Below are 26,473 nucleotides of genomic sequence, written 5' to 3' on the forward strand. Positions count from 1 at the left end.
TTGACGATGTGATCCGAGATGGCACTGCGATCGGAGTGCACTCCCTTCCCCCTTGCGGGAAGGGGCCGGAGGTGGGGGTCCGCTGGTCCCGTGCTCTCAGGAGCGAAGAACTCGTGCAACGACAACGCTCCCACGTCGACGCTTCGGCACGCTCGTGTCTTAAGAACAACGCCCAGTCGAAACCATTACACGCGCTCCAAGATAGTCCCTGCGCTCCGGAGACCCCCACCCCCAACCCCTCCCCGCAAGGGGGAGGGGAGCTGACCGTCCCCTCGGAAACATCTTGTCTCCAAACGATTGGAGCGTTCAATCGCGTCGTCGAAGCAGGCGCTCGGTGTAAACCCTACCCGTCGAGCCCCACAGCCGCCTGCAGCGCCTGCGACAAGGTGATGTTCAGCTGGAACGCAGTCGCCGCCTCCTCGACGACAGAGTCATGCTCCGTCATCGCGCCACCCGCCTGCTCCAGCGCCTCGCGGTATTCGTTCTTAAAGCTTGGGATATCCGCGATCTCCGGAAACTCGTAGAACGACAGCGCCTCGTGCGGCAGCGAAAGCGAACGCGCGAGAATCTTCTTGATGATCTGACCGCCGCTGAGATCGCCGAGATAGCGCGTGTAGGCATGGGCCAGCAGCGGATGGCCGGAGCCCGATCCCGCCTCCCGGATGGCGCTGACGTAAGTGATGGCTTCGGGCAGAAGCGGCAGATCGCGGGCATCGAGCTGCGCAAGGTCGGCTGCGATCGCAGCACTGCGATGCAGCTCGGGCCGCACGATGAGGCCAGTCACGGGAGAGGCCGCATGACGTAGCAGCTCCGCTTCCATCGCCTCATAGACCGGCAAGAGATTCCGCAGCAACACCGCATAGGCCGCTCGCGTGCCGCGCCCGCGCAGCAGCTCGGCGACGATACCGGTCCGCTCAGCGGTGACGTGCAGCACCTTGGTGCGCTCGCGCATGGCTTCCAAAAGACTGGCCGGACGCGTGCTGCGCCCGGCCATGTCGATCTGTTCAACTCTGTCCAACATCTCAGACCTGCAGGACTTCAGCGCGACGGCGCCAGCCCGTGTTTCACGCCCCAGTCGAACCAATTATCGACGACGGTGCCTGACAGTAGGATACCGATGCCGCCGGTCAAGGTACAAAGCACGGCGAACCACCAGGCCCAGCGATGGATCGATTCGGCCGTCGCGTTGAAGCCCATCGTCCAACGCCAGAACAGCGCACCACGTTCGAAGGCCGTGCCGCGGTCCACGATCTGCTCCAGCTCACGCTCGCCGCCGTAGCGGCTGATCGCCAGCACCGTTGCGCCATGCATCGCGAACAGCAGCGCCGATCCATAGAGGAAGGCGATCGAGAGCATGTGGAACGGGTTGTAGAACAGGTTGCCGTGGGTGATGGAGAAGTTGTTGGTCCAGTCGAGGTGCGGGAAGATGCCGAACGGCACCGCCTCGCTCCAGCTGCCCATGAAGATCGGCCGGATGAAGCCGAGCACGAGATAGAGCCAGATTGCGGACGCGAACGCCCACGACACATGCGTGCCGAGACCGAGCGCCCGGGCGCGGCGATAGGTGCGTGCCCACCACAACAGGATCGACGTCGTCAGGAAGAAGCCGGCCATCAGCCACCAGCCGCCCTCCTGCAGCGGCGGGAAGATCTGCAGACCGTATTCCGGCGCCGGCGGCTGCAAGGACAGCCAGAAGAACTGGCGGATGAACTCGAGCGGACTCCAGTTCACAGAGGCCAGCATGTTGAGACCGATGATCTCGATCGCAACGAAGCCGGACATCAGCGAGGCGAGGCCAAGGAAGCCGAGATAGACCGGGCCGACCTGGGCGTCGCCGAGCTTGCCGAACCAGTAGTTGAAGCTGCCCTTGCCGAGCCGCTCCCAAACCCCGGGCTCGATCGGGATACCCGGGTAGATTTTGCTACGAACTTGGATCTGCGTGAAGATGTTCTGGTATTGGGCCATGACGACCTCTCCTTGAACTCATTGCGGCGGCGACCAGATCGGGACCCTGCGCCACCAATCCCACCAATCCGACCAGGCATTGCCTTCCGGCATGAGCCAGGCGGGACCGGAGATGACGATGCAGACGGCGCTGAAGAAAACCGCCGACAGCGCCAGGAACAGGCCGAGCCGGTGGATGCCGAGCGTGCCGATGGAGTAGCCGAGGAGATCGCGGAACATGGTGTTCTCATGCTCCGGCGACTTCATCTCCTGGCCTTTGCCCGGATTGGCCGCCGACAGGATCAGCGAGCCGTGCAGCGCGAGCGCGAGACACGTCGTGAAGAAGAACGTGATCGCGATCATGTGCGCGGGATTGTAGTGGAAGTTGCCGAACTGATAGCCGGTGTTCGATACCCAATCGAGATGGGTGATGATGCCGTAGGGGAACGCGTAGCTCCACGAACCCATCAGCACCGGACGGATCACCTCCAGCGTGAAATAGGCGAAGATCGCAAAGCCGAAGGCGACCGGGACGTGGTAGCCGATCGCAAGCTTTCGGCAGATCTCGACCTCGCGCAGCGCCCATGAGACGAACGCGCCGTGCGCGCACACGGTGATGAGCTGCCAGAAGCCGCCCTCCGTGAGTGGCGCGAACGACAGCCCGTATTTGGCGTCGGGCGGATTGATGCTGATCTGCCAGAGATTCCACGTCGGTCCGAGCGCCGTGGCATAGAGGATCAGCGCCACGCCGACGAAGGTGAAGAAGATCGTCGTCACGCCGAAGAAGCCGACGTAGAACGGTCCGACCCAGAAATCGAAGAGATCGCCGCCGATCAACGTGCCGCCGCGGACGCGGTATTTTCGTTCAAAGCTGAGCATTGCCATCGGTCCTGCCTCCGCTGCCCGTCGCTCGATATGTGACGTGTCGTATCGCGAGGTCGTGAACTCCGTAGAGCCCCAGATGATTTGGAGCTCTCGAGATTAGAAAGCGTGGAGATTTGGGAAGCGGGCGAACACGGTCTGCCGCCGAGCCTGCGCCCGCTTCCCATTGTTGGAGCCGAAGCTCTAGGTGAGCTTCACCGGCGTGACCGGAGCGGAGATCGACGACGTCTTGGCCGCGCGAGGTCCTTCCAGCCAGTTGAAGCGGTTCGTGCTGAGCAGGATGAAGTGAATCACCAATGCCAGACCGAACAGGAAAACCCCGAGAGCCACGAGAACTCTGCGCGGATCGAACAGCAACCACAAGCGCCACATAGTTTTCTCCTTTCGATCAGGTCAGGTAGGAGATCGCGAGAGTGGCGTAGTGGGTTGCCCCTTCCAGCGCCGCCTTGTAGCCAGTCGGTCCGGGCAGCCAGGGACGCCACATCCAGGCGAGAATGTGGGCGACGATCGCAACCGCCGTGAAGACCACAAAGCTCGTCATGAAGATGCTATGGAATTCCCTAGCCTCCGATTCGGTCAGCCCCGACAGAGAGCCTCCCTTGTTTGGTTCCACCATAGTAGTACCTCCTGGTGTTGGCCTTACGGCCGGATGCCGCCCACCGAGGTGAGCGGCGTCGAAGCGCCATCCCGTTGCCGGGATGACATCCGTGCGGCGAGCCGCACGAATTCCTTGCAAGACTTGCGGGGCCCGAACTCATGACCCCGACGCTCGAAACTTTTCGGGACCTCACATCCCCATGAACGAGGAGGTCGCGCAGTTCGCGGCCTTGAGCCGCGCCTCGCCGAAGATCGCGCCGAGCGGCGCCGGACGATGGCCCGTGATGACAGAGCCGACTCGCCGCAGCACGCCCTCGACCATCAGCACGGCGAAGCACACCGCGTAGACGAGGAGATATTCGATCCGCTCGCGCGATTTCGGCGCGACGTCACGATCCATGCGTTCGTATAACGACATCGTCCTCTCCCTCTCCGCCTCATCCCCATCGCACTACGCGGCCTGGCCCGTTGCGAGCCGTGACCGCGCCTGCGCGAGAACGTCCTCCGTCACCGTGTCGAGTCCGGCCTGGCGCGCACCGCGTTCGGCCGCGTCGCGCAGCCGCTTGGCCGCAGAGATCCGCACCAGCACCGGCTGCGTCTCGATGATCTGATCGAGCGCGAGCTTGGCGCCGTCGTCCCATGGCAGCTCGCGCTCGAGCCGCGCAGGCGTCGCGGCGATCTGATCCAATTGCGTGGCGAGCGGCAGGATGTTGAACAGCGCATCGAACAGCGCGTTGCAGACCTCCTGCACGACGTAGGTCGCGCCGGCATAGCCCATGAACGGCGTGCCGGTGTGGCGGCGGATCACCGTGCCCGGGAACGAGGCCGGGATGTAGATCGCCCGGTTGCCGGCTTCCGCCGCATACATGCGCTCATTGTAGCTGCCGAACAGCACCAGCGGCGGCCGCTCGTGGATCAGCTTGCGGATCGCGTCATTGTCTGTCTTGGCGCCGGCGCAGCGGGAGATCGCGAAGTGGCAGGGCAGCCCGAGCTCGGTTTCCAGGAAGTTGCGTAAGCCCCGCGCGTAGGTCTCGGAGGCGACGATGCCGAAGCTCGCGGTCCCGAAGAAGTCCTGCGTGACCGAGCGCCAGAGATCCCACACCGGCTTGATCGTGGTGTGCTTCTCACTGATGATGAACGGCTCCGGATCGAGCCCGGTCAGTTCGCCGAGCGAGCGCAGGAATTTGGTCGTCGAATGCAGCCCGATCGGCGCCTGCAAATACGGCCGCTCCAAGGTCTCGCACAGCAGACGGCCGAACTCGCGATACATGCAGATGTTGACGTCGGCATTGACCAGCTTCGGCACGTCAGCGACGTGGCTGCCGAGCGGGAACACCATATTGATCTCGGCGCCGATGCCCTCGACCAGGCGGCGGATCTCGGCGAGATCCGACGGCATGTTGAAGGTGCCGTAGATCGGTCCGATGATGTTCACGCGAGGCTTTTCGCCCTCGGCGCGCGGCTTGCGCTCGGGGATCTTGCGCAGGCCGTATTCGCTCCACAGCCAGCTCAAGGCGCGGTTGGCGCTCTGCCACTGATCTTCGTCGATCGTGCGCGGCAGGAAGCGCTTGATGTTGGAGCCTTCCGGCGTCACGCCGCCGCCGATCATCTCGGCGATCGAACCGGTGACGACCACCGCCGGCAGGTCCGGATCGAGCGCGGCGCGGGCGCGCTTCATCGCCTGCTCGGTGCCCTTCTGGCCGAGCTCGTCCTCGCCCAATCCGGTGACGACGATCGGCAATTCGTGCGGCGGCAGGCCGTCGGTGTAGTGCAGCACCGAGGTGACAGGCAGGTTCTCGCAGCCGACCGGGCCGTCGATGATGACCTGCAGGCCCTTGATCGCGGTGAACGCGTAGACCGAGCCCCAATAGCCGCCGGCGCGATCGTGGTCGAGGATCAGCATTACACCATCTCCTCGGACTTGCGTTTCTTGGCCTGCGCCGCGACCGCCTTGCGATACTTGTCGCGGAAATCAGGACGCGCGACAGGAGTGCCCTGCCACACGCCCGCGGTGTCGCCCTCGCCGACACCTTCGAAGAACTCACGCATCTCGTCGAAGCGTGCCTTGCCGGCGATCGCTGCATTGACGACCTGCGCCAGCGAGCCGGCCCCGGAGACGCCGAACAGCGGCCGCGCCGAGATGAGGTTGGTAAAGTAGAGTGAGGGAATCGCGCGCGCCTTGGCCTTCTGGACCACCGGCGTGGTGCCGATGACAAGATCGGGCGCGAACTCATCGACCGCCGCGAGATCCTGCTCCAGCGAGGCGCGGTACTGCACGCGTACGCCGCGCGCCTCCAACCAGGCGCAATCGGCTTCCGACCAGCGCGTACGCGGGCACGCCGTGCCGACATAGCGCAGGTCGGCGCCGCTCTCGACCAGCAGGCGCCCGACCAATAGCTCAGAGCCTTCGTAGCCCGATAGGGTGATGCGGCCGCGGATCGGCGCCGCCGCGAGCGCGCCGCGGATCGCCGGCAACACCGCATTCTTCGCCGCATCGATCTGCGCACGACCAGCGCCGCAGACAGTGCCGACCGCTTCGAGCCAGTCCGCGGTGCCGTCGCAGCCGACCGGTGCGGAACCAATGATCGGACGGCCAGCCGCCTCGAACTCGCGGATCGAGGCCGTGTAGAACGGATGGATCGCCGCGACCGCCGCGCAATCCAACGCGCCATACAGTTCGCGCCATTCGCGCGTCGGCACGGTCGGTCCTGCGGCAAGGCCGAGCGGCGCCAGCAGCATGCCGATCCCAACGGGATCGGCCGGGAACATCTCGCCGAGCAAGGTGATCGTCGGCTTGTCAGTACGCGGCGCGCGGGGCGCCTGCACGGGCCCCTGCTCCGCCTCGCGCCGCGCATAGTTCAGCATCGCGCCGGCGAGCACGTCCTTGGCCTCAGCATGGGTGGGCACGCCAAAGCCGGGAACGTCGATGCCGATCACGCGGACGCCGTTGATCTCCTTCGGCAGGATCTGCAACGGCACGCCGGAAGCCGTGGGAACGCAGAGATTGATGATGACGACGCAGTCGTAGTCAGCGGGATCGGCGAGCTTGAACACGGCGTCGCGGATGTCCTCGAACAGTTTTCCGGTGACCAAGGTCTCCGAGTTGAACGGGACATAGCCGACGCTGCGCCGCGCGCCATAAAAATGCGAGGTGAAGGTCAGGCCATAGACGCAACAGGCCGAGCCCGACAGCACTGTCGCGGTGCGCCGCATGCGCAGGCCGACGCGCAGCGAGCCGAACGCCGGGCACATGCTCTGCGGCTGGTCATGCGGCCCGGCCGGATAGTCAGCCGCGTAGCGCGCCAGGACTTCGCTCTTGCCGGCGGCGTTGGCCGCGCGCTTGAGCTCGGCCTTGCCGGCGTGACAGCCGAGCGCCTCGGGCTGCGCCGGCATCTCTGCCGCGCCGCTCTGCGCGCTCACCGCCTGATGGACCACCGCATCGCTCATTGCACTAGCTTCCACTGCTCAGTACGCACCGATCACACATTGTCGTAGATCACTTCGAGCGACGGCTTAGCGACAGCCGTGCTGCCGCACATGTCCTCGAGCGTCGCCTGCTCCAGCACCACGTCGCGGCCGACCTCCGAGGCCTTGAAAAGGCCGAGCAGGCCGTCCTGCGTCAGGGGATGCGGATGCTGCGGCGGCGCCTCGGCGACGTTGGTGGCGAGCTGCTCGAACAGCGGCGCCCAGGCTGTGCCGGGCTTGCCGATGATCTGATAGCTCGCGCTCTTGCGGCGGATGTCGTCGTCGGCCGGGATCGAGGCCAGCACCGGGATGCCGACGGCGTCCGCAAACGCCTGCGCCTCGCCGGTGCTGTCGTCCTTGTTGATGACGATCCCGGCGACGCCGACATTGCCGCCGAGCTTGCGGAAATACTCCACCGCCGAGCAGACATTGTTGGCGACGTAGAGCGATTGCAGATCGTTGGAGCCGACGATGATCACCTTCTGGCACATGTCGCGCGCGATCGGCAGGCCGAAGCCGCCGCAGACGACGTCGCCTAAGAAGTCGAGCAGCACGTAGTCGAAACCCCAATCATGGAAGCCGAGCTTCTCGATCAGCTCGAAGCCGTGGATGATGCCGCGCCCGCCGCAGCCGCGGCCGACCTCGGGCCCGCCGAGCTCCATCGCGAACACGCCGTCGCGCTTGAAGCAGACGTCGCCGATCTTGACCTCCTCGCCGGCCAGCTTCTTCTTCGACGAGGTCTCGAGAATCGTCGGGCAGGCGCGACCGCCGAACAGGAGCGAGGTCGTGTCGCTCTTCGGATCGCAGCCGATCAAGAGCACCTTTTTGCCTTGCTGCGCCATCATGTAGGACAAATTGGCGAGCGTGAAACTCTTGCCGATGCCGCCCTTGCCGTAGATCGCGATGATCTGCGTGGCCTTCTTCGGCGCAGCCGTCACCGGTGCGTCCGGCTCGATCGCGGCCTCCGCGCGCAGGGCATCTGTGATCGCAGTGATCTTGGTGGGCGCGTTCATGCGGCTGCTCTCCAGTCCAGGACCATCTTGAGACATGACGGATCGTCGAACGCGGTCCGGTAGGCGCTCTCGGCCGATGCGGCCGCGGCGTGATGCGTGATCAGTCCGTCCAGCGACAGCCGGCCGGTATCGATGAGGTTGCGCACCGCAAGCAGATCCTCATGCTTCCATTCGGCGGCGACGCGGATCGCCGCCTCGCGCATGAAGGCCGGCGGATAGGAGAAGGTCAGCGGCGCGCTGTAGAAGCCGGCGAGAATGATCTCGCCGCGCGGCGCCAGGCGCGCAATCAGGCTGTCGAGCAGCCCGGCATCGCCGCTGGCATCGAAGATCAGTCGATAGTCGCGCTTCTCGTCGTGAGCGGGATCGATGACGCGATAACCGGCTGCGCCCGCGGCGCGATCGGGATTGCTCTCCCACACCACGGGCGGATCGCCGCCCATCGCAACGATCAGCCGGGCCAGCAGACGGCCGAGCACACCGTGGCCGACCACGCATTCGGCCTGGCCGTCACCGCCGATCGACAAGGCATGATAGGCGGTCGCCGCCAGCGCGAGCAGCACGCCGCGCTCGCCGGTCGACTCATCGATCGCGACTAGGCGCTGCGGAGGAACCGTGAGACGCGAGGCCGCGGCGCCGAACAGGCTGCGTACCTCGCCGAAGCAGCGCGCCGCGCCCGGCACGAACACCCGCTCGCCTTTCCGAAAACCGGAATGCGGTGCAGCCTGTGCGACGCGGCCCACCGCCTCGTAGCCCGGCACGAGCGGATAGCCCATGCCCGGAAACTGCGGCATGCGGCCTTCGTACAGCAACCGCTCGGTGCCGGTGCTGATCGCGCTCCATTCGATGTCGACGGTCAGGCAGTCCGGGGCGTCTGCGAGCACCAGGTGCTGCAGCGATAATTGCCTCGGCCTCCCCAGTACGACGGCGATCGCGTCCATTGCCCAACTCCCCGGCGACGCCCGCTCAGTTACGGGTGTCAGGTTAGTCGGACCACGCAGAGTGTCAATATAAATTTACATTCAGAGTGTCAGCTTTTCGCGACAATCACGCTCGCGATCAAAGGGATGCGTGTGCGAAGCACTCGCACCTGCGAAAAGCCTGCCATCTTCAGCAGCTCGCGCAGACGGCTTGCGCAGCGCGGCCGGCCCTGTCCCATCGCGCGGAGATAGATCTCAAAATAAGCGCTGACGCCTTGGCTCCCCCCCGCCGCGTCGCGCATGGGCTCGGCGAGCAGCAATACGCCGTCCTGCGGCAACGCCGCGCGGGCCTTGGCAAGCAGGTGCGCCACCGCGTCGTCATCGTGATCATGCACCACGCGAATCAGCGAGATGACATCGGCGCCGGATGGCAGCGGATCGTCGTAGAAGCTGCCCGCCGTGATCGTCGTGCGATCGGCCAGCCCGGCCTTTGTGAGGCGCTCCCCGGCAATCGCGGCGACCCCGGGCAGATCGAACAGCTGCAGTCGCAGCTGCGGCGCCGCCCGCGCGGCGGCGACGAGGAAACTGCCGTCGCCGCCGCCGACATCGAGCAGGCAGCGATGGCCGGTCAAAGGATAGGCTGACAGCACCACGTCCGCGATCATCGGTTGCGACGCCGCCATCAACGCCGTGTAGGGCGCGACATCGTCGCGCGTGAGCGAGGCGCCGCCATGGTCGAGCGCATAGGGCCAGTAATGCGCGAGGCGACGCTCGCGATCGTGGCCACGCAGCAGCGCCAGGGGATCGCCGAGATCGGCGTAGAGCGCGGCGTGATGCCGGACCATCGCGGCAATGCCGGGATTGCCGAGCAGCGCCGCGCCGAGCGGACCAAGCCCATAGCGGGCCGCGCCACGACGCTCGAGCAGTTTCAGGGCGCACGCCGCCTCGCACAGGCTCTCCATCGAAGCGACAGGAATCGCTCCGCGCGCGGCCAGCGCCGCGAGGTCCCGCGGTCCTGCGCGCAGCGTCTCGAACAGATCGAGCTGCACGCAGGCGGAAAGCGTCTGCGAGTAGACGAAGCCGGCGCACAGATCGAACAGCTCCGCCGCCCGCCGGCGCGCGATCGGCCGCGTCAACGGAAACGCCGCCGCCCAGCGCTGAAACGCAGCACTCGCGAGCAGCGCATCGCGCCAGCCGCGCCAGCGATCGCCGAAGCTGATCGGGGGCGACGTGTCGTGGCGGACGACAGTCGACACGGATCAGCGCTCCAGCCCGCGAGCAATGGCGCATCGACGCGCACGGCTGCCCACCCTCCCCTGGAGGGGGAGGGTCACCGCGCGCAAGGCGCGCGGTGGGGTGGGGTGAGCCCGGAAACAGGTGCCAATGGGTCCAGACGAAATGAGGTTTGCCGGCAGCGGCACCTGAAAAGCCCCCAACACCGCGCGCGCGGATGGTCTGTCACCCCACCCCGCCGCGCATGCCGCTGCGCGCATGCGCGGCGACCCTCCCCCTCCAGGGGAGGGTGGGCACTGCGAGCGCCGCGCGAGCGTGGCCATTAAGAGCAAGCTCATGCCGCCGACGCCGCCAGGCGGCGCGGCACCAGGCGCTTGGCTTCCTGCTCCATCAGCATGCGCAGCTCGTGCGCGTGAGCGCAGGGCGGCATGGTGCGGATGCCGTCGGCGACGAGATCGTGCAGGTAGCTGACGGCGCCGGTGAGCCCATACAGCAGCACGGCATTGGGCCGCCCGAGCGCAGCATCCTGCCCGACCGGCTTGCCCGCCTCCTCCTCGTCGCTGGCTGCATCGCGAATGTCGTCGGCGACCTGATAAGCCTCGCCGATGGTCTCACCCAGCGTGCGCCACGCCTCCGGATCGTCATGCCCCGCCGCGGCAGCACCGGACACGGTGGCGGCCGCAAACAATGCGCCGGTCTTCGACCGGTGATAGCGCGACAGGTCGATCTCCGGCTCGCACTCCCACGCCTGGCCCGCGGAGATGCCATGCGGCACGCCGACGGAATCGCCAATAGTCGCGATCAGCCGCGCCAGCCGATCCGGCGAGCAGCGCGACTTGGCGAGCGTCTGGAAGGCGAGCACGATCAGCGCGTCGCCGGCGAGCACCGCGAGCGGCTCGCCGAACGCGGCATGCACCGATGGCCGGCCGCGCCGCAGCTTGGCATTGTCGAAGCACGGCAGATCGTCATGAACCAGCGAAGCGCAGTGCAACAACTCGATCGCCGATCCCGCAGCATCCGTCGCCGACGGTTCGTCGTCGCCGCAGGCCGCGGCCACTGCATGACAGAGCCGGGGCCGCACCCGCGCGCCTCTCGGGAACACCGCCGCCTGCATCGCGGCCGAAAGCCGTGGCGGACATCCGGGCCGGTCGGCCAACGCGACTGCTGCGACGAGGGATTTTTCGATCCGGGCCATCACGTCCATGCCAGCCTCCCCTGCCGCGAGGCCATTCGGGTCCTCGCTATGTAAATTTCAGCTTACACCCATACTGTAAATCATGCTAGACATTTCCCGCGTCAGGTCCGGCGGACAGGAGTGCGAGCAATGGCCGATCACCGTGTGATCGTGGTTGGCGCCGGGATGGCAGGGCTCAGCGCCGCACTCACCCTCGCCGCGCGCGGAGCCGAGGTGACGGTGCTGGAGCGGGCGACCGCGCCCGGCGGCAAGATGCGGCAGGTCGCGATCGGACCCGCGCGCATCGACTCGGGTCCCACCGTGTTCACGATGCGCTGGGTGTTCGACGAATTGTTCGACGAGATCGGCACCTCGATCGACGACCATCTCACGCTGACCCCGCTCGACGTTCTCGCGCGCCACGCCTGGACCGATCGCCGGACGCTCGATCTGTTCGTCGACGAGGACCGCTCGACGGACGCGATCGGCCATTTCGCCGGCCGCAGCGAGGCCGAGGGCTATCGCGTCTTCTGCCGCGATGCGCGCCGCATCTTCGAGACGCTGAGGGATCCCTTCATCCGCACGCCGGCGCCGAGCATGACGCATCTCCTACGCAACGCCGGCTTCCGCGATCTCACGGCAATCCGTCCGTTCCAGACCTTGTGGAAGGCGCTCGGCGGCTATTTTCGTGATCCCCGCCTGCAGCAGCTGTTCGGCCGCTACGCCACCTATTGCGGCTCATCGCCCTTCCACGCGCCGGCGACCCTGATGCTGGTCGCCCATGTCGAGCAGTCCGGCGTCTGGTCGATCGACGGCGGCATGCACGAGCTCGCCGCGTGTCTCGCGGCGCTGGCGCGGCGCCACGGCGTCAGCATCCGCTATGATAGCGAGGTCGCCGGCATCGTCACGCAGAGCGGCCGCGCGACAGGGGTCCGGCTCGCCGATGGCGAGCAGATCGCGGCCGATGCCGTGATCGCAACCGCCGATGTCGCCGCACTGGCGCAGGGCCTGTTCGGCACGGACGTGGCGCGAGCCTTGCCCCCGCTTCCAGAGTCGGCGCGCTCGCTCTCGGCGATGACCTGGAGCTGCCTGGCGCGCGCCGACGGCTTTCCGCTCGCCCGGCACAATGTGTTCTTCTCGCGCGACTACCGCGCCGAGTTCGATCAGCTGGTCGATCGCCTGATGATGCCGGCCGAGCCCACCGTCTATGTCTGCGCGCAGGACCGGGAAAACCAGCCGCGCGAGCCCGGCACGAACGAGCCGCTGTTCGTGCTGATCAACGCGCCGGCCACCGGCGACCATCATCGCTTCGCTCCTTCGGAGATCAGCCAATGTGCCCGCCAGACGTTCGACCTGCTGCAGCGCTGCGGCCTGAGCATCGCAACGACGCCGGAATTGACCCGCGTGACGACGCCGGCGGATTTCAACCGGATGTTTCCGGGCACAGGGGGCGCGCTGTACGGCCGCAGCTCGCACGGCTGGATGGCCTCATTCCAACGGCCGGGCGCGCTGACCAGGCTGCCGGGCCTCTACGTGGCGGGAGGCAGCGCACATCCGGGACCGGGCGTCCCGATGGCAGCGCTGTCGGGCCGGATGGCAGCCAACAGGGCGATTGCGGACCTCGCTTCGACCGCCCCGTCCCGCCGGACGGCTATGCGTGGTGGTATGTCGACGCGCTGAGCGACGACGGCCGCTTCGGCCTCACCATCATTGCCTTCGTCGGCAGCGTGTTCTCGCCGTACTACGCGTGGGCGCGGCAGCGCGGTCCGGCGGATCCGGAAAATCATTGTGCGCTCAATGTCGCCCTCTATGGCGAGCGCGCGCGGCGCTGGGCGATGACCGAGCGCGGCCGGGGCGCGATCCGACGCGATGAGTCCAGCTTTGACATCGGGCCGAGCAGCTTGAGCTGGAACGGCCGCGAGCTCTCGATCGAGATCAGCGAGGTCAGCGTGCCCTGGCCACTGCCCCTGCGCGGCAAGGTGCGCGTGGTGCCAACGGCGCTGAACGAGGTTGCGTTCACGCTCGATTCCGAAGGGCGTCATCGCTGGCAGCCCATCGCTCCGTGCTGCCGCGTGGCGGTGGACTTCGATCATCCCGATCTGCACTGGCGCGGCGACGGCTATTTCGACATCAACCATGGCGACGCGCCGCTGGAGCGTGACTTTCAGAGCTGGCAATGGTCGCGCGCCGCGACGCGCACCGGCACGGTGATCTCCTACGACACGGTCGCACGCGCCGGCGCTGACAAGTCCATCGCGCTGCACGTCGATCCCGATGCGAAGCTTGAGCGCATCGCGCCGCTGGTCGATACTCCTCTGCGCAAGACGTTGTGGCGCGTCGACCGCAGCGCCCGCGCCGACGCTGAGACATCGGTGCGCGTGGTGAGCACGCTGGAGGATGCCCCGTTCTACGCTCGCTCCCACCTCGCCGCGCGCATCCATGGCGAGGACGTCGCCATGATGCATGAAAGCCTTTCGCTCGACCGCTTCCAGATGCCGATCGTCCAGGCCATGCTGCCGTTCAGGATGCCGCGGCGCGAGGGCTGGAGAGGACGAGGTTGATCGACTCGCGCAAACGCACCCGACAAGCTTCGCTTGCGCGACAAACATTGCATCGTGCGACAAACACTCGCGCGCAACAAGCGCTCATCCGCGCAACAAACGAAGGTGTCGTCCCGGACAAGCCGTGATGCGCACAGCGCGTCACGGCGCCGATCCGGAACCCATACGCCGCGGCCGTCGTAACGGGCAAAAGGCCAATCGCCGGCGTGCCTCAAACCACTCCCTGGGGGTATGGGTCCCGGCTCAAGGCCGGGACGACAGCGGTGAGTGCGGATGCATCGAGGGCAACTTCTGTCACTCCAGAGCTAAGCTGTCGTAGGGTGGGCAAAGGCGCGACGCGGCGAAGCTGCGCCGTGACGTGCCCACCATCGGCATCAAACGCTGAGCACGTGGGCACGGCGCGGGCGCCGATCTTTGCTGACGGCAATAGGCGAGGCGCGCCTTTGCCCACTCTACGACGAATTCTCGTCGGCGTCACGCTCCCTCGCCTCGCGCTCGGCGCGCTGGCGGTCGAGGCGGCGGCCTTGCCATTCGAGCACCAGCCAGCCGAGAACGCAGAGCGCGACGACGACGAATTCGAGCAGGCCGCCCATCTCGCTCATGATGTCCCACTCATGAAGCACATCTCGAGCGCGCTGTTGAGTCGCCAGACCCTCACGACGTCCGCGCCGAGCGCGACAGCTGTTCACGCCGCTCCAGCCGCTCGAACAGGTCGATGACCCACAGCGCTCGATCGTGCATCGTTCGTCGTGGCGGGGCGAGCGCATGTGGCCGCTGCGCATCGGCAGCCAACACAGCGTCGATCAGCACCCGCGCCTCCGGTCGCGCCGGCGCCAGCGAAGGCTGCGCCTGCAGCAACGACACCGCCGCGGCCTTGCCGAGCAGCTGCAGCTTGCGCGGAATCGAAACGATGGCGCGCTGCGACATCGAATCGAACTCGGCGCGCGCCACTTCGCGGCCGATGTCGGCATAGATCAGCCGCGCGGCGTGAATGCCGGGCCGGCAGGTCCATGGCAGATCCGCAATGCCGGCCGCAGCGCGCGCATAGAACACGTCGGCGACCGCGAGCAGCCGCGCGGTGACACGGCCAATTCGGTCATCGAAGAACGGTGCCGCGCGCCAGGTCTCGACGTCGAGACCGGCCTCGCGCAGCCATTGCTGCGGCAGATAGAGCCGGCCATTGCGCGCATCCTCGCCGACGTCGCGCGCGATGTTGGTGAGCTGCATCGCAATGCCGAGATCGCAGGCGCGCCCGATCGTCTCGGACTCCCGCCGGTTCATCAGCAGCGACATCATGACACCGACGGTGCCGGCGACGCGCACGGCATAAGCGAGTACGTCGCTCAACGTCTCGTAGCGGCGGCCCTGCGCATCCCAGGCGAGGCCTTCGAGCAGTGCCTCGGGCAGCCCGCGCGGAATGACGAAATGCGCAACAACGCCGGCGAGCGCCCGATCGACCGGATTGTCGTCCGGTGCGCCGTCATAGACCCGGTCGAGCCGCTCGTGCAGAACCTCGACGGCATCGACACAGCGAGCGGGACCGTCGATCGCATCATCGGCCTCGCGGCAGAACGCGTAGAGCGCGATGGCGGGATCGCCGACCGAACGAGGCAACACTTTCGACGCGGCGAAGAAGGTCTTCGATCCGCCCCGCAACATCCGCCGACAGATCGCGATGTCTTCGCTCCAGCTCATCGCCGCTCCAGCTCATGCGACGCCGGTACGAGCTCATCGAGCACGCGCGCCGAGGACAACACGCCGGGAAGGCCGGCGCCGGGATGAGTGCCGGCCCCGACCAGATAGAGTCGCTCGACCTCTTCGCTCTTGTTGTGCGGCCGGAACCAAGCGCTCTGCATCAGCACAGGCTCGAGCCCGAAGGCGGCCCCGCGATAGGACGACAGGCGATGCTCGAAATCATCGGGCGTGAGCAAACGCGAGGTGACGATCTGCCCGGCGAGATCGGGCAGCAACGACTCGCTCAGCGCAGTCTCGATCCGCCTTCGGAACGGCTCGGCGGCGACCGTCCAGTCGATGCCGCTCTCCTGATGCGGCACCGGCGAGAGCACGTAAAACGCGTCGCAGCCGGCGGGCGCCAGCGACGGATCGGTCGCGGTTGGCCGGTGCAGATAGAGGCTGAAATCATCCGCCAGCACCTTGCGGCGGAAGATGTCGTCGAGCAGCTCGCGGTAGCGCGGGCCGAGCAGGATGGTGTGATGCTCGACGTCGTCGTAGCGGCGCTTCGTGCCGAAATACCAGACGAACAGGCTCATCGAGTAGCGCGCGCGATCGATGCGCGCATCGGTCCACCGCCGCCGCGGCACTGATGGCAGCAGATGCTTGTAGGTCCAGGCGGCGCAGCCATTGGACACGACGACATCGGCCGCGATCGTTTCGCCGGATGTCAGGCGCACGCCGGTGGCAACGCCGTTCTTCGTGGTGATCTCGGCCACGGGCGCCGAGCACCTCACCTGGCCGCCCTGCCCTTCGATGAGACTGACGAGACCGGTCACCAGCGCCCCGGTGCCGCCCATCGCGAAGTGCACGCCCCAGCGGCGCTCGAGATAGGCGATCAGGCAATAGATCGACGTGGTCGTGAACGGATTGCCGCCGATCAGCAGCGGATGAAAGCTCAGGATGATGCGCAGCCGCTCGTCGCGCACATGCTGGGACACGAGGCCGTAGACCGAGCGGAAACTCTGCAGCTTGATCATCGCCGGCGCGATCTTGGCCATGTCGAGCAGCGACAGGAACGGCACGTCGCCGAGCTCCTCAAAGCCCTTCTTGAAGATCGCCTCGCTCGCCTTCATGAAGCGCTCGTAGCCATCGACATCGCCTGGCGAGATCCGTGCCACCCCGGCGCGCATCGCCGCCGGGTCGGCCGAGCAATCGAAGATCGTGCCGTCGTCGAAGCGGATGCGATAAAACGGTGAGATCGGCTTGAGCGTAACGTCATCCGACATTCGCCGTCCGCACAGCTGCCACAATTCCTCGAACAGGAACGGCGCGGTGACGATGGTAGGTCCCGCATCGAAGGTGAAGCCGTCCTGGTGATGCACAGAGGCGCGGCCGCCGGGCGCATCGAGCTGCTCGAACAAGGTGACGCGATAGCCGCGCGCGCCGAGCCGGACCGCCGCCGCAAGCCCGCCGAAGCCGGAGCCGATCACGACCGCATGCGGCCGGTCTCCGAGCGCAGCCGGGACAGCGGCCTTGATGGTGGAGACATCGAGCATGACCGAAAGCGTAAATTGAAATTGACGCTTTCGCCAGCCAAAAATGTCAATCTAATTTGACATTTCCTGTTGCACTGCAAGCAAGCCGGCGCGCTCGGAGGCGGCGAGGATCAGCGCCGCGATCCGCGCCGGCTGCTCCTCATGCGCCAAATGGCCAAGTCCATCAATGAGTTCGAGCTGCGCCTGCGGCACCAATTGGCGCACGCGGCGGGCCACGTCGGGGGTGATGGCGTGGTCGTGCGTGGCGGCGATCAGCAGCAGCGCCGTCTTCAATTGCGGCAGGTCGCGCACCAGGGGATTGAGATCCCAGTTCGCCATCATCTCCAGCGCGGCACCCACGTGACCGGGGCTGCCGACGAGGCGGCGATACAGCCGCTCGCCATTGGCATCGAGCGTCGAGCCGGTCGCCTTGAGCAGCCGGTGCACCGCCGCCGGATCGCGGCCGCGCCAGGCGAACAGCCGCGGCACCAGCGGGTTCAGCGCCATCATCTTGGCGAGTGGCGAGAGGAACTGCGCGGCGAGGCCGCCGAACGGCAGATAGGCGCCGTTCAGGCTGACGATCAGCTTGGGCGCGATCAGGCCATCGAGCGTCATCCGCGTGAGGATTGCCGCGCCCGCGGAATGGCCGATCGCGATCTCCGGCGTGATCGCGAGCTGCTCGCACAAGGTGGCGAGATCGCGCGACATGCCCGGGAGCGACAGCCGCTGCCAGTTCGGCGTCGAGGTGAAGCCATGGCCGGAGAGATCGGGTGCAATGATCGTGAAGTGCTTCGCCAGCAGCGGGCCGAGGTCGCGCCAGGAATGCGTCGCTGCGCCCGTGCCGTGCGCCAACAGTGCGACTGGGCCTTGGCCCATGATCTGCACATGCCAGCGAATGCCGCCGGCGTCGACGAAGCGGCTCGCGTCGCGGTTCGGCCAGGTACGGCCGTCGATGCTCCAACTCGGCTTGTCGCTCATGCCGACGACCTGTTCGGACGGCGCGCCCCCGCGCCGCTGCGGTTCACGCGCCGGCGGCGCGCGTCAGGAAATCATCGTAGCCCGCGACGACTTTATCAAGCTGTTCGAAATGCGGCATCGCCCCGGTCTGCATCACCTGGATGGTCCAGTTCGGCAGCCCCTCGACGGCGTGCTTGCCATGGTAGTCGACGAAATCGCCGCGCACGCCATGCACCATCCACACCGGCATCGCCAGCGTCTGGTAGAGCTTGAGGGCCTGGGCGCTGAACAGATAGCCGGAGACGAAGGAGTACGGCGCATTCTCCGCACCGGGTTGATGCGTGGTGATGTAGTCGTACTCCAGAAGGCCCTCGTCGATGTCCTTCCGGCCGAAGGTCTTCTGCAGGAAGAAGCGGATGCTCGCCCGCGACGTCAGCAGGGTGAAGAAGCCGTGCTTCCACAGCGGCACGGTGAGGATGTTGCGGACCCAGGGCATGGCCTGCGTCGTATCCTTATTGCCCGCCTTTTTGGCTGCGGCTTCAGCGCGACGGTCGAAGCCGGTCGGGCTGAGCAACGCCTGCGTGCGAAACAGGTTCGGCGCCTCGGTGCCGGCGCGCGCGGCAAACTCGCAGCTGAGCGACAGTGCGACCGCATCGATCGCGATATCCCCATGACGGCGGCGGATCTCGTTGGCGGCGAGGAGGATCGCATCGGTCATGATGCGCGGCGTGTAGATGCGGTCGACGCGGTCCGACAGGCCGAAGCCGGGCAGATCGAGCGCATAGACCGGGCGCGTTGCGCGATAATGCTCGAACAGCGGCCTCATCTCGTAAGCAGTGGCTGCGGCGTTGACGCTGTGGATCAAGAGCAGCGGGCGCTCGGGGGAGCCGGTGGGACCATCGGCATAGCAGGTGATCCGGCCGGTGCGCGCATCGGTAAGCTCGAAAAGCGGCGCATCGAGCGGCGGGGGCATGCTCGGGGCACGCGTGTCAGCCGCATGATCACTCTGGGTGGTCGAGGCGACCTGCATGGCGTGCTCCTGTGTGACGATGTCGTGTCGAAGGCCGCGATCATGCCGCCGAGAGACCGGGCGAGCATAACGATGACCGGACCGCTTGTCAGTCACCGTTGGGAACGCCGCTTGACGGCGCGTGTTCCACCGCTCAGCCGCGAGCGGCCTGCGCCGTCACCGCCTGTGACAGCCGCGTGGCGTCGGCATGGGGCAGCGCGATGTAACGTGCCTGCATCGCGCCGGCGAGCTGCGCCGCTTTGTCCTGCGGGCGCGGCGAGGAATCGACCAGCACGACGGGGATGCCGGTGAGCGCGAGCTGTTTGGCGGCGACCAGTGCCTCCGCCTCGGCCTCGCTGCGGCCACCGCCGTCGCGTGCGACATTGGCGCGGCCGTCGGTCATCAGCACGATGGTCGGCGCCTGGCCCTTCGCTTTCACGGCGAGCGCCAACTCGGTCGCGGCGAAGATCGCCGCCGACAGCGGGGTGCCACCGCCGCCGGGCAGGCCCGCGAGGCTGCGCTTGGCCCGCGTCAGCGACCGCGTCGGCGGCAGCAGCAGTTCGGCAGACTTACCGCGAAACGCGATCAGCGCCACCTCGTCGCGGCGGATGTAGCATTCGGCAAGCAGCAGCTCGACCGCGCCCTTCACTTCGGCCAGCCGCTGCAAGGCGGATGAGCCGGAGGCATCGACGACGAAGATCGTCGTCGTGCCCGAGCGCTGCTTGAAGCGGGTGATGCGGATGTCGTCCTTGTGCACCATCAGCCGGCCGGTCTTGCCCGCACGTTGCGCCCGCCGCCGCAACGGCTGCCACGGCGCCGCCGCGCGCAACGTTTCGAGCACGTTGAGCCGCGCGCCGGCGCGCCACTCGCCGCGCCGCGCGCCGATGGGACGGCCGCGCTTCGGCGCCTTCTGCGCATTGCCCTGCCGGCCCGCGCTGCCCGATCGCGCCCGCATCGTGCGCTCGTCCTGCAGGCGCTTCAACAGATCGGCGGGAATGGCGGCCTGCGCCGCTTCGAGCACGCGATCTTCGAGGCGACCGTCATTGCTGCGATCGTCCTCCGCGCTGTCGGGTTGATCGTTCTGCGGCTCCGGTGCCTCGTTGCTTTCGGTGTTGTCGTCCGTCGCCGGCAGCCGGGTGGCGCGGGGCGCCAGCACCAACCGCGCGGCGCAGGCGATGTGCGCTTCAGCAACGGCAAGCTCACCGTCGAGGGCCGCGGCGATGCGGGCCACACGACAGGCCAGCAACGGCGCGCGCAGCGAGTCGATGCCGAGCGCCACCGCCGTCGTCGTCAGCGCGGCGATGGCGTCGTCGGACACACGGACCTTCGGCAGCAGCGCGCGCGCTGCGACGATATCCGACGATTTGAACAGACATTCGCCCAGGTCGGCGCGCGCGACGGTGCCGAGATCGAGATGGCAGGCCAAGCGAGCCGCCAAGGCCGGCGGCACGCGCTCATCACCGATGCCCTCATCGAGCGCGATCAGGCCGAATCGAGCCGGCGCGCGCAGCGACAGGCCATCGCGCTCGATGCTGACAGCTCCGGTGTCGAGCGCACCACAGAGATGGGCGACTGCAGAGGGCGCCATGCGCTCGGCCATCACGGCGATCAGCACGCCGCCATCGGCTTCGGCGAGCAGGCCGCGCTGCATCACCGGACGTCCCGCCTGCAAGGTGGCCGCGAGATCGAGCCCGCCGAGCAGGCGATCGTCCGAGATCGACGGCGGCAGCTTGCGCAGCTGCACCGACGCTGGCATCAGCTCGCGCAACAGCTCCAGCCATTGCTCTCGCACCGGACCTGCTCCGGCGCGCAACAGTACCGACGCGGTTGGATCAATCGCGGCGAGCGCGGCCGCGATGACAGCATCGGCCCAGATCGCGGCGCCGTCGCTCACGATGCGAACAGCTCGGCGAGCGCGCGCTCGACCCGCACCGAGGAGCCGGAATCGTCGAGCGGATTGCGCCGGAGTCTGTGCCGCAACGCCATCGGCGCGACCGTCTTGAGATGGCCGTCATCAACCGTCCTGGCGCCATCGAGCGCCGCGGCTGCGCGCGCCGCGCGCATCAAAGTGAGCTCGCCGCGCAGGCCATCAGTGCCGAGCGCCATGCACAGCCGCGCCGCGTTCTCCATCTCGCGATCGGCGACCTTGACCGAGCCGATGTGCTCGCGCGCCGCGAGGATGCGCTTACGCTGCTTGGCTTCCTCCTTCTCCCAATGCGCGACGAAGGCCGCCGAATCCGTCTCGAAGGCGTCGCGCCGCTTAATCACCTCGATCCGCGTCGGCAGATCGCCAGGCGTCTTCACCTCGACCGAGAGCCCGAAACGATCCAACAGTTGCGGCCGCAACTCACCCTCCTCCGGATTGCCGGTGCCGACCAGCACGAGGCGCGCGGGATGGCGGATGCTGAGGCCGTCGCGCTCGACCACGTTCTCGCCGGATGCGGCGACGTCGAGCAGCAGATCGACGAGATGATCCTCCAACAGGTTGACCTCGTCGATGTAGAGGAAGCCGCGGTTGGCACGCGCTAGCAGACCGGGCTCGAACGATTTCTCGCCATGGGCCAGCGCGCGCTCGAGATCCAGCGCGCCGACGACGCGGTCCTCGGTGGCGCCGAGCGGGAGGTCGATCACCGGCACGGGCACCTCATGCGCTTTTAGCGCGGCCGGCTTCTTGCCCTTGCCGCTCGGCTTCGAGCGCGCGCGGCATTCGGCGCATTGCCCGGCGGCATCGGCCGGGTCGCATTGATAGGGACAACCGACCACGGCGCTCATCGGCGGCAGCAGCGCGGCGAGCGCGCGCACCGCCGTGGACTTGCCGGCGCCGCGGTCGCCGAAGGCGAGCACGCCGCCGACCTTGGGATCGACGGCGGCGATCATCAGCGCCAGCTTCATCTCGTCCTGGCCGACGATGGCCGAGAACGGAAAGGCTATTCCCATGAGCGTCCCCTGCATCGCGGCATCTCGGCCGCGTTGGCAGCATGAGACCACAATCAGGGGCCGCTCTTCAACCCGTCAACGGTTAACGGCTGAGGCTCGGCAGATCGAGCCCGCTGGCCTCGGCACAGGCGATAGCGTCGTCGTAGCCGGCGTCGGCATGGCGCATCACGCCGGTCGCCGGATCATTCCAAAGCACGCGCTCCAGCCGCCGCGCCGCATCGTCCGTGCCGTCGGCGACGATCACCATGCCCGCATGCTGCGAATAGCCGATGCCGACGCCGCCGCCATGATGCAGCGACACCCAGGTCGCGCCGCTGGCGCAATTGAGCAGCGCGTTCAAGAGCGGCCAGTCCGACACCGCGTCCGAGCCGTCCTTCATCGCCTCGGTCTCGCGGTTCGGGCTCGCGACCGAGCCGGAATCGAGATGATCGCGGCCGATCACGATGGGCGCCTTCAGCTCGCCGCGCGCCACCATCTCGTTGAAGGCGAGGCCGAGGCGATGCCGGTCGCCGAGCCCGACCCAGCAGATCCGCGCCGGCAGGCCCTGGAACTTGATGCGCTGCCTGGCCATGTCGAGCCAGTTGTGAAGGTGCTTGTTGTCGGGCAGCAACTCCTTCACCTTGGCGTCGGTCTTGTAGATGTCCTCGGGATCGCCCGACAAAGCCGCCCAGCGGAACGGGCCGATGCCGCGGCAGAACAGCGGTCGGATATAAGCCGGCACGAAGCCCGGGAAATCGAACGCGTTGGCGAGGCCCATGTCCTGCGCCATCTGGCGGATGTTGTTGCCGTAGTCGAGCGTCGGAATGCCCATGGCGTGGAAATCCAGCATCGCCTGCACGTGGCCGACCATCGAGGTCTTCGACGCCTGCTCGACGGCTTTTGGATCAGAGGCGCGCTTGGCTTCCCATTCGGCGAGCGTCCAGCCCTTCGGCAGATAGCCGTTGATCGGATCGTGCGCGCTGGTCTGGTCGGTGACGATGTCCGGACGGACGCCACGGCGCACGAGTTCGGGGAAGATCTCCGCGGCGTTGCCGAGCAGGCCGACGGACACCGCCTTCTTGGTCTTGGCTGCTTCCGCCATCAGGGCCAGCGCTTCGTCGAGCGAGGACGCCTGGCGATCGAGATAACCGGTGCGCAGCCGCATCTCGATGCGGCTCGGCTGGCATTCGACCGCCAGCATCGAGGCGCCGGCCATCGTCGCGGCCAGCGGCTGCGCGCCGCCCATGCCGCCGAGGCCCGCGGTGAGAATCCACTTGCCGGCGAGATCGCCATTGTAGTGGCGGCGGCCGACCTCCACGAACGTCTCGTAGGTGCCCTGCACGATGCCCTGGCTGCCGATGTAGATCCAGGAGCCAGCCGTCATCTGGCCGTACATCATCAGGCCCATTTTATCGAGCGCGTTGAAGTGATCGAGCGTCGCCCAATGCGGCACGATGTTGGAGTTGGCGATCAGCACGCGCGGCGCGTCCGGATGCGTGCGGAAGATGCCGACCGGCTTGCCGGACTGCACGACCAGGGTCTGATCCGCTTCCAGCTTGCGCAAGCTGGCGACGATGCGATCAAAGCTGTCCCAGTCGCGCGCGGCGCGGCCGATGCCGCCATAGACGATCAGCTCGCTCGGCTTCTCGGCCACGTCGGGATCGAGATTGTTCATCAGCATGCGCAACGGCGCTTCGGTGAGCCAGCTCTTGGCGCTGATGTCGCTGCCACGGGGGGCGCGGATCACCCGTTCATTGTCGAGACGTCGGTTCATGGGTCCCTCTCATCCAAGCCTGGGAAACGGATCGCGTTCGAGTGAATCGGCGGCAGCGCGAGCCAGGGCGCCGGCCGCGACGAGCGCGGCGGCCTTCGCGAGATCGTCGGCCATGTAGCGGTCATTCTCCAGCGCCGGCACATGCACGCGCAGCGCACCGATGACAGCCGAAAGCGCGGCGCTGGTGCCATGCGGCACGCGCAGCTCGATGCCCTGCGCGGCGACCAGCAGCTCGATGCCGATGATATGCGCGAGATTGTCCGCCATCTCGTGCAGCCGCCGCGCAGCGTGCGCGGCCATCGAGACGTGGTCTTCCTGATTGGCGCTGGTCGGCGTGGAGTCGATCGAGCATGGCAGCGCGGGCTGCTTGTTCTCGGCGAACAGCGCCGCCGCGGTCACCTCGGCGATCATGAAGCCGGAGTTCAGGCCGGGCTCCGGCGTAAGGAACGGCGGCAGGCCGAAATTCAGCGCGGGATCGACCAGGGTGGCGATGCGGCGCTCGCTGATGGCGCCGAGCTCGGACAGCGCCAGCGCGATCTGGTCGGCGGCGAACGCGACCGGCTCGGCGTGGAAATTGCCGCCGGAGATGATCTCGCCGGTCTCCACCAGCACCAGCGGATTGTCGGTGACGGCATTGGCTTCAGCAGTGAGCGTGCGCGCCGCCTGCGTCAGCAGATCGAGCGCGGCGCCGGCGACCTGCGGCTGGCAGCGCAGGCAATACGGATCCTGCACGCGCTCGTCGCCTTCGAGATGCGACAGGCGGATGGCGCTGCCGTCGAGCAATTCGGTGAGCACGCGACCGGCTGCAATCTGGCCGGGATGCCCGCGCAGCGCCTGGATCTCCGGCCGAAACGGCGCGGTCGACGCCATCGCCGCATCGACCGACAGCGCGCCGGTCACGAGCGCGGCATTGAGCAGGTCATGCGCGCGAAACAGGCCGCCGAGTGCATAGGCCGTCGAGAACTGCGTGCCGTTGATCAGCGCGAGCCCTTCCTTTGGTCCGAGCGTCACCGGCTGAAGTCCGGCTTGCGCGAGCGCGTCGCGCCCGGCGACGAGGCGACCATCGACGAAGGCCTGTCCCTCGCCGATCATGACGGCGGTCATATGCGCGAGCGGAGCAAGGTCACCGGACGCGCCGACCGAGCCCTGCTGCGGGACGAACGGGCATATGCCGTGCGCGAGCATCGCTTGCAGCTGCGCGATGATCTCGCGCCGCACGCCGGACGCGCCGCGGCCGAGCGAGATGATCTTCAGCGCCATCATCAGGCGGACGACCGGCTCAGGCGTCGCAGGACCGACGCCGCAGCAATGCGAGAGAATCAGGTTGCGCTGGAGCTGCGCGGTCTGGTCCGGCGGTATGCGCTTGGAGGCGAGCTTACCGAAGCCGGTGTTGATGCCATAGACGGGATCGGCGCCCTGCGCCGCCTTCGCCACGATCGCCGCCGCAGCTTCGACGCGCGGCCAATAGGCGGGATCGAGCGCGAGCGTTGCACCTGTGTAGATGCGCGCGAGATCATCGAGACTGACGTGGCCCGGCGCCGCAACGATCGCGCTCATTGGCCCCTCCAGACGCGCTGATGCAAGGGATTGAAGCCCATGCGATAGACCAGCTCCGCGGTGCGGCCGATGTCCCAGATCGCAAGATCGCACCATTTGCCGGTATCGAGCGTTCCGGTCTCAGCTAACAAGCCCAAGGCGCGCGCGCCTTCGCGCGTGACGCCAGCGATGCATTCGTCGACGGTCATCCGAAACAGCGTCGCGGCCATGTTCATGGTCAGGAGCAGCGAGGTCAGAGGCGATGAGCCGGGATTGCAGTCGGTCGCCAGCGCGAGCTTGACGCCGTGCTTGCGGAACAGCTCGACGGGAGGCTTCTGCGTCTCGCGGATGAAGTAGTATGCCCCCGGGAGCAAGACTGCGACGGTGCCGGCCTTCGCCATTGCCGCGGCGCCGGCGTCGTCGGTATGCTCCAGATGATCGGCCGACAGCGCGCCGAACTCAGCCGCAAGCGCGGCGCCGCCGAGGTTGGAGAGCTGGTCGGCATGCAGTTTCACCCGAAGGCCGAGCGCCTTGGCTGCGGCAAAGACGCGCAAGGTCTGCTCCGCTGAGAAGGCGATGTTCTCCATGAACGCGTCGACGGCATCGGCGAGGCCTGACTTGGCGACGGCCGGCAACATCTCGTTGCAGACGAGATCGATGTAGCGATCCTTGTCGCCCTGGGCCTCGACAGGCAGCGCATGCGCGCCGAGAAAGCTGGTGCGCACGCTGACCGGCCGCCTGCCGCCGAGCGCGCGGGCGGCGGACAGCTGCCGCAGCTCGGTCGCGGTCTCCAGCCCGTAGCCGGACTTGACCTCGATCGTGGTGACGCCCTCCGCGAGCAGCGCATCGAGCCGCGGCAACGCGCTGGCGATCAACTGCTCCTCGCTCGCAGCGCGCGTGGCCGCCACGGTGGAGACGATGCCGCCGCCGGCGCGCGCGATCTCCTCGTAGCTCGCGCCGGCCAGGCGCAGTTCGAACTCATGGGCGCGATCGCCGCCATAGACGAGATGGGTGTGGCAATCGACGAGGCCCGGCGTGATCCAGCGTCCCTCGCAGTCGATGCGCTCAAGCGCATCGGCGCCGGCGGCAAAATCCGATTGCGGGCCAGCGAAGACAATACGGCCATCGCGCGCAGCGATCACCCCATTTTCTACGACGCCAAGGCCCGGATGTCCCTCGCGCAAGGTTGCGAGCCGCGCATTGTGCCAGATCCGGTCGAAACGCTGGGCCATGCTGCCTCCCACCTTCACGAAAGCTTGACGGGCGATATGTCTATACATAAACTC

The 26,473-nt window shown here is 67.2% G+C and carries 24 protein-coding genes; 2 read left to right on the forward strand and 22 right to left on the reverse strand.

Going from position 1 to position 26,473, the window contains the following annotated elements; translation table 11 throughout:
* Positions 1-343 precede the first annotated feature (343 nt).
* The 12 genes from BRAD285_RS25985 to BRAD285_RS26040 all read right to left on the reverse strand — a co-directional run bounded on the left by BRAD285_RS25985 (position 344) and on the right by BRAD285_RS26040 (position 11,255).
* The gene (locus BRAD285_RS25985; RefSeq protein WP_006615517.1) at positions 344-1,021 is read right to left on the reverse strand and encodes a heme oxygenase (biliverdin-producing); all 678 of its coding nucleotides are present in this window, start codon (positions 1,019-1,021) and stop codon (positions 344-346) included.
* A gap of 17 nt (positions 1,022-1,038) precedes the next feature.
* Positions 1,039-1,965 (reverse strand): photosynthetic reaction center subunit M, encoded by a 927-nt coding sequence (pufM, locus tag BRAD285_RS25990; RefSeq protein WP_006615516.1) that lies wholly within the window; start codon positions 1,963-1,965, stop codon positions 1,039-1,041.
* Positions 1,966-1,983: 18 nt separating this feature from the next.
* Positions 1,984-2,829 carry a photosynthetic reaction center subunit L gene (gene pufL / locus BRAD285_RS25995; RefSeq protein WP_006615515.1) on the reverse strand — a complete coding sequence of 282 codons (846 nt, stop codon included), beginning with the start codon at positions 2,827-2,829 and terminating at the stop codon, positions 1,984-1,986.
* A gap of 180 nt (positions 2,830-3,009) precedes the next feature.
* On the reverse strand, positions 3,010-3,198 hold the full coding sequence (pufA, locus tag BRAD285_RS26000; RefSeq protein ID WP_006615514.1) for a light-harvesting antenna LH1, alpha subunit: 189 nt from the start codon (positions 3,196-3,198) through the stop codon (positions 3,010-3,012).
* Between the two features lie 16 nt (positions 3,199-3,214).
* The gene (pufB, locus tag BRAD285_RS26005) at positions 3,215-3,442 is read right to left on the reverse strand and encodes a light-harvesting antenna LH1, beta subunit (RefSeq protein WP_006615513.1); all 228 of its coding nucleotides are present in this window, start codon (positions 3,440-3,442) and stop codon (positions 3,215-3,217) included.
* 171 nt (positions 3,443-3,613) lie between these two features.
* Complete coding sequence (locus BRAD285_RS26010; protein WP_006615512.1) at positions 3,614-3,841, reverse strand: hypothetical protein; 228 nt, start codon at positions 3,839-3,841, stop codon at positions 3,614-3,616.
* A 33-nt stretch (positions 3,842-3,874) separates the two neighbouring features.
* Positions 3,875-5,326: a chlorophyllide a reductase subunit Z gene (bchZ, locus tag BRAD285_RS26015; protein WP_006615511.1), complete on the reverse strand. Its 1,452-nt coding sequence runs from the start codon at positions 5,324-5,326 to the stop codon at positions 3,875-3,877.
* Entirely contained in the window at positions 5,326-6,870 is a 1,545-nt protein-coding gene (bchY, locus tag BRAD285_RS26020) for a chlorophyllide a reductase subunit Y (RefSeq protein WP_035648921.1), read from the reverse strand. Before bchY ends, bchZ begins: the two co-directional genes overlap by 1 nt.
* Positions 6,871-6,902: 32 nt before the next feature.
* Positions 6,903-7,901 (reverse strand): chlorophyllide a reductase iron protein subunit X, encoded by a 999-nt coding sequence (locus BRAD285_RS26025; protein ID WP_006615509.1) that lies wholly within the window; start codon positions 7,899-7,901, stop codon positions 6,903-6,905.
* Positions 7,898-8,839: a chlorophyll synthesis pathway protein BchC gene (gene bchC / locus BRAD285_RS26030; RefSeq protein WP_006615508.1), complete on the reverse strand. Its 942-nt coding sequence runs from the start codon at positions 8,837-8,839 to the stop codon at positions 7,898-7,900. The genes BRAD285_RS26025 and bchC overlap by 4 nt, the downstream gene beginning before the upstream one ends.
* 89 nt (positions 8,840-8,928) lie before the next feature.
* Positions 8,929-10,074: a methyltransferase gene (locus BRAD285_RS26035; RefSeq protein WP_006615507.1), complete on the reverse strand. Its 1,146-nt coding sequence runs from the start codon at positions 10,072-10,074 to the stop codon at positions 8,929-8,931.
* Positions 10,075-10,385: 311 nt separating this feature from the next.
* Positions 10,386-11,255, reverse strand: a complete 870-nt coding sequence (locus BRAD285_RS26040; protein ID WP_006615506.1) for a polyprenyl synthetase family protein — start codon at positions 11,253-11,255, stop codon at positions 10,386-10,388.
* A 120-nt stretch (positions 11,256-11,375) separates the two neighbouring features.
* Here BRAD285_RS26040 and crtD point away from each other — a divergent pair, with 120 nt between their 5' ends.
* Together crtD and BRAD285_RS26050 are read left to right on the forward strand one after the other, a co-directional pair.
* On the forward strand, positions 11,376-12,905 hold the full coding sequence (gene crtD, locus BRAD285_RS26045) for a 1-hydroxycarotenoid 3,4-desaturase CrtD (protein ID WP_035648919.1): 1,530 nt from the start codon (positions 11,376-11,378) through the stop codon (positions 12,903-12,905).
* Positions 12,906-12,952: 47 nt separating this feature from the next.
* On the forward strand, positions 12,953-13,786 hold the full coding sequence (locus BRAD285_RS26050; protein WP_244422402.1) for a hydratase: 834 nt from the start codon (positions 12,953-12,955) through the stop codon (positions 13,784-13,786).
* Between the two features lie 452 nt (positions 13,787-14,238).
* On the opposite strand, the gene BRAD285_RS35895 is transcribed toward BRAD285_RS26050, so the two are convergent.
* The 10 genes from BRAD285_RS35895 to hutI all read right to left on the reverse strand — a co-directional run bounded on the left by BRAD285_RS35895 (position 14,239) and on the right by hutI (position 26,419).
* A complete protein-coding gene (locus tag BRAD285_RS35895) occupies positions 14,239-14,388 on the reverse strand; it encodes a hypothetical protein (protein WP_006615503.1) in 150 nt (49 codons plus the stop codon).
* A 52-nt stretch (positions 14,389-14,440) separates the two neighbouring features.
* Positions 14,441-15,481: a phytoene/squalene synthase family protein gene (locus tag BRAD285_RS26055; protein ID WP_006615502.1), complete on the reverse strand. Its 1,041-nt coding sequence runs from the start codon at positions 15,479-15,481 to the stop codon at positions 14,441-14,443.
* On the reverse strand, positions 15,478-17,016 hold the full coding sequence (locus tag BRAD285_RS26060; protein WP_006615501.1) for a phytoene desaturase: 1,539 nt from the start codon (positions 17,014-17,016) through the stop codon (positions 15,478-15,480). The genes BRAD285_RS26055 and BRAD285_RS26060 overlap by 4 nt, the downstream gene beginning before the upstream one ends.
* A 51-nt stretch (positions 17,017-17,067) precedes the next feature.
* The gene (bchO, locus tag BRAD285_RS26065; RefSeq protein ID WP_006615500.1) at positions 17,068-17,973 is read right to left on the reverse strand and encodes an alpha/beta fold hydrolase BchO; all 906 of its coding nucleotides are present in this window, start codon (positions 17,971-17,973) and stop codon (positions 17,068-17,070) included.
* Positions 17,974-18,016: 43 nt separating this feature from the next.
* On the reverse strand, positions 18,017-18,982 hold the full coding sequence (locus BRAD285_RS26070; protein WP_006615499.1) for an alpha/beta fold hydrolase: 966 nt from the start codon (positions 18,980-18,982) through the stop codon (positions 18,017-18,019).
* 133 nt (positions 18,983-19,115) lie between these two features.
* Positions 19,116-20,855 carry a magnesium chelatase subunit D gene (locus BRAD285_RS26075; RefSeq protein ID WP_006615498.1) on the reverse strand — a complete coding sequence of 580 codons (1,740 nt, stop codon included), beginning with the start codon at positions 20,853-20,855 and terminating at the stop codon, positions 19,116-19,118.
* Entirely contained in the window at positions 20,852-21,898 is a 1,047-nt protein-coding gene (gene bchI / locus BRAD285_RS26080) for a magnesium chelatase ATPase subunit I (RefSeq protein ID WP_035648938.1), read from the reverse strand. The genes BRAD285_RS26075 and bchI overlap by 4 nt, the downstream gene beginning before the upstream one ends.
* 82 nt (positions 21,899-21,980) lie before the next feature.
* Positions 21,981-23,651 carry a urocanate hydratase gene (gene hutU, locus BRAD285_RS26085; protein ID WP_006615496.1) on the reverse strand — a complete coding sequence of 557 codons (1,671 nt, stop codon included), beginning with the start codon at positions 23,649-23,651 and terminating at the stop codon, positions 21,981-21,983.
* 9 nt (positions 23,652-23,660) lie between these two features.
* A complete protein-coding gene (gene hutH / locus BRAD285_RS26090; RefSeq protein WP_006615495.1) occupies positions 23,661-25,208 on the reverse strand; it encodes a histidine ammonia-lyase in 1,548 nt (515 codons plus the stop codon).
* Complete coding sequence (hutI, locus tag BRAD285_RS26095) at positions 25,205-26,419, reverse strand: imidazolonepropionase (RefSeq protein WP_006615494.1); 1,215 nt, start codon at positions 26,417-26,419, stop codon at positions 25,205-25,207. The genes hutH and hutI overlap by 4 nt, the downstream gene beginning before the upstream one ends.
* Between the last annotated feature and the right edge of the window lie 54 nt (positions 26,420-26,473).

The sequence above is a fragment of the Bradyrhizobium sp. ORS 285 genome, assembly GCF_900176205.1.
Lineage (GTDB): Bacteria > Pseudomonadota > Alphaproteobacteria > Rhizobiales > Xanthobacteraceae > Bradyrhizobium.

What these genes read in the sequence shown, in the direction of transcription:
- BRAD285_RS26060 (WP_006615501.1), bottom strand. Translation starts at nt 17,016, where the DNA reads ATGCTCGATGTCTCCACCATCAAGGCCGCTGTCCCGGCTGCGCTCGGA.
- bchZ (WP_006615511.1), bottom strand. Translation starts at nt 5,326, where the DNA reads ATGCTGATCCTCGACCACGATCGCGCCGGCGGCTATTGGGGCTCGGTC.
- bchC (WP_006615508.1), bottom strand. Translation starts at nt 8,839, where the DNA reads ATGGACGCGATCGCCGTCGTACTGGGGAGGCCGAGGCAATTATCGCTG.
- BRAD285_RS26010 (WP_006615512.1), bottom strand. Translation starts at nt 3,841, where the DNA reads ATGTCGTTATACGAACGCATGGATCGTGACGTCGCGCCGAAATCGCGC.
- BRAD285_RS35895 (WP_006615503.1), bottom strand. Translation starts at nt 14,388, where the DNA reads ATGAGCGAGATGGGCGGCCTGCTCGAATTCGTCGTCGTCGCGCTCTGC.
- pufL (WP_006615515.1), bottom strand. Translation starts at nt 2,829, where the DNA reads ATGGCAATGCTCAGCTTTGAACGAAAATACCGCGTCCGCGGCGGCACG.
- BRAD285_RS26025 (WP_006615509.1), bottom strand. Translation starts at nt 7,901, where the DNA reads ATGAACGCGCCCACCAAGATCACTGCGATCACAGATGCCCTGCGCGCG.
- BRAD285_RS26040 (WP_006615506.1), bottom strand. Translation starts at nt 11,255, where the DNA reads ATGGACGTGATGGCCCGGATCGAAAAATCCCTCGTCGCAGCAGTCGCG.
- pufM (WP_006615516.1), bottom strand. Translation starts at nt 1,965, where the DNA reads ATGGCCCAATACCAGAACATCTTCACGCAGATCCAAGTTCGTAGCAAA.
- bchI (WP_035648938.1), bottom strand. Translation starts at nt 21,898, where the DNA reads ATGGGAATAGCCTTTCCGTTCTCGGCCATCGTCGGCCAGGACGAGATG.
- bchO (WP_006615500.1), bottom strand. Translation starts at nt 17,973, where the DNA reads ATGAGCGACAAGCCGAGTTGGAGCATCGACGGCCGTACCTGGCCGAAC.
- BRAD285_RS25985 (WP_006615517.1), bottom strand. Translation starts at nt 1,021, where the DNA reads ATGTTGGACAGAGTTGAACAGATCGACATGGCCGGGCGCAGCACGCGT.
- BRAD285_RS26055 (WP_006615502.1), bottom strand. Translation starts at nt 15,481, where the DNA reads ATGAGCTGGAGCGAAGACATCGCGATCTGTCGGCGGATGTTGCGGGGC.
- hutH (WP_006615495.1), bottom strand. Translation starts at nt 25,208, where the DNA reads ATGAGCGCGATCGTTGCGGCGCCGGGCCACGTCAGTCTCGATGATCTC.
- hutU (WP_006615496.1), bottom strand. Translation starts at nt 23,651, where the DNA reads ATGAACCGACGTCTCGACAATGAACGGGTGATCCGCGCCCCCCGTGGC.
- BRAD285_RS26070 (WP_006615499.1), bottom strand. Translation starts at nt 18,982, where the DNA reads ATGCAGGTCGCCTCGACCACCCAGAGTGATCATGCGGCTGACACGCGT.
- pufA (WP_006615514.1), bottom strand. Translation starts at nt 3,198, where the DNA reads ATGTGGCGCTTGTGGTTGCTGTTCGATCCGCGCAGAGTTCTCGTGGCT.
- hutI (WP_006615494.1), bottom strand. Translation starts at nt 26,419, where the DNA reads ATGGCCCAGCGTTTCGACCGGATCTGGCACAATGCGCGGCTCGCAACC.
- crtD (WP_035648919.1), top strand. Translation starts at nt 11,376, where the DNA reads ATGGCCGATCACCGTGTGATCGTGGTTGGCGCCGGGATGGCAGGGCTC.
- pufB (WP_006615513.1), bottom strand. Translation starts at nt 3,442, where the DNA reads ATGGTGGAACCAAACAAGGGAGGCTCTCTGTCGGGGCTGACCGAATCG.
- bchY (WP_035648921.1), bottom strand. Translation starts at nt 6,870, where the DNA reads ATGAGCGATGCGGTGGTCCATCAGGCGGTGAGCGCGCAGAGCGGCGCG.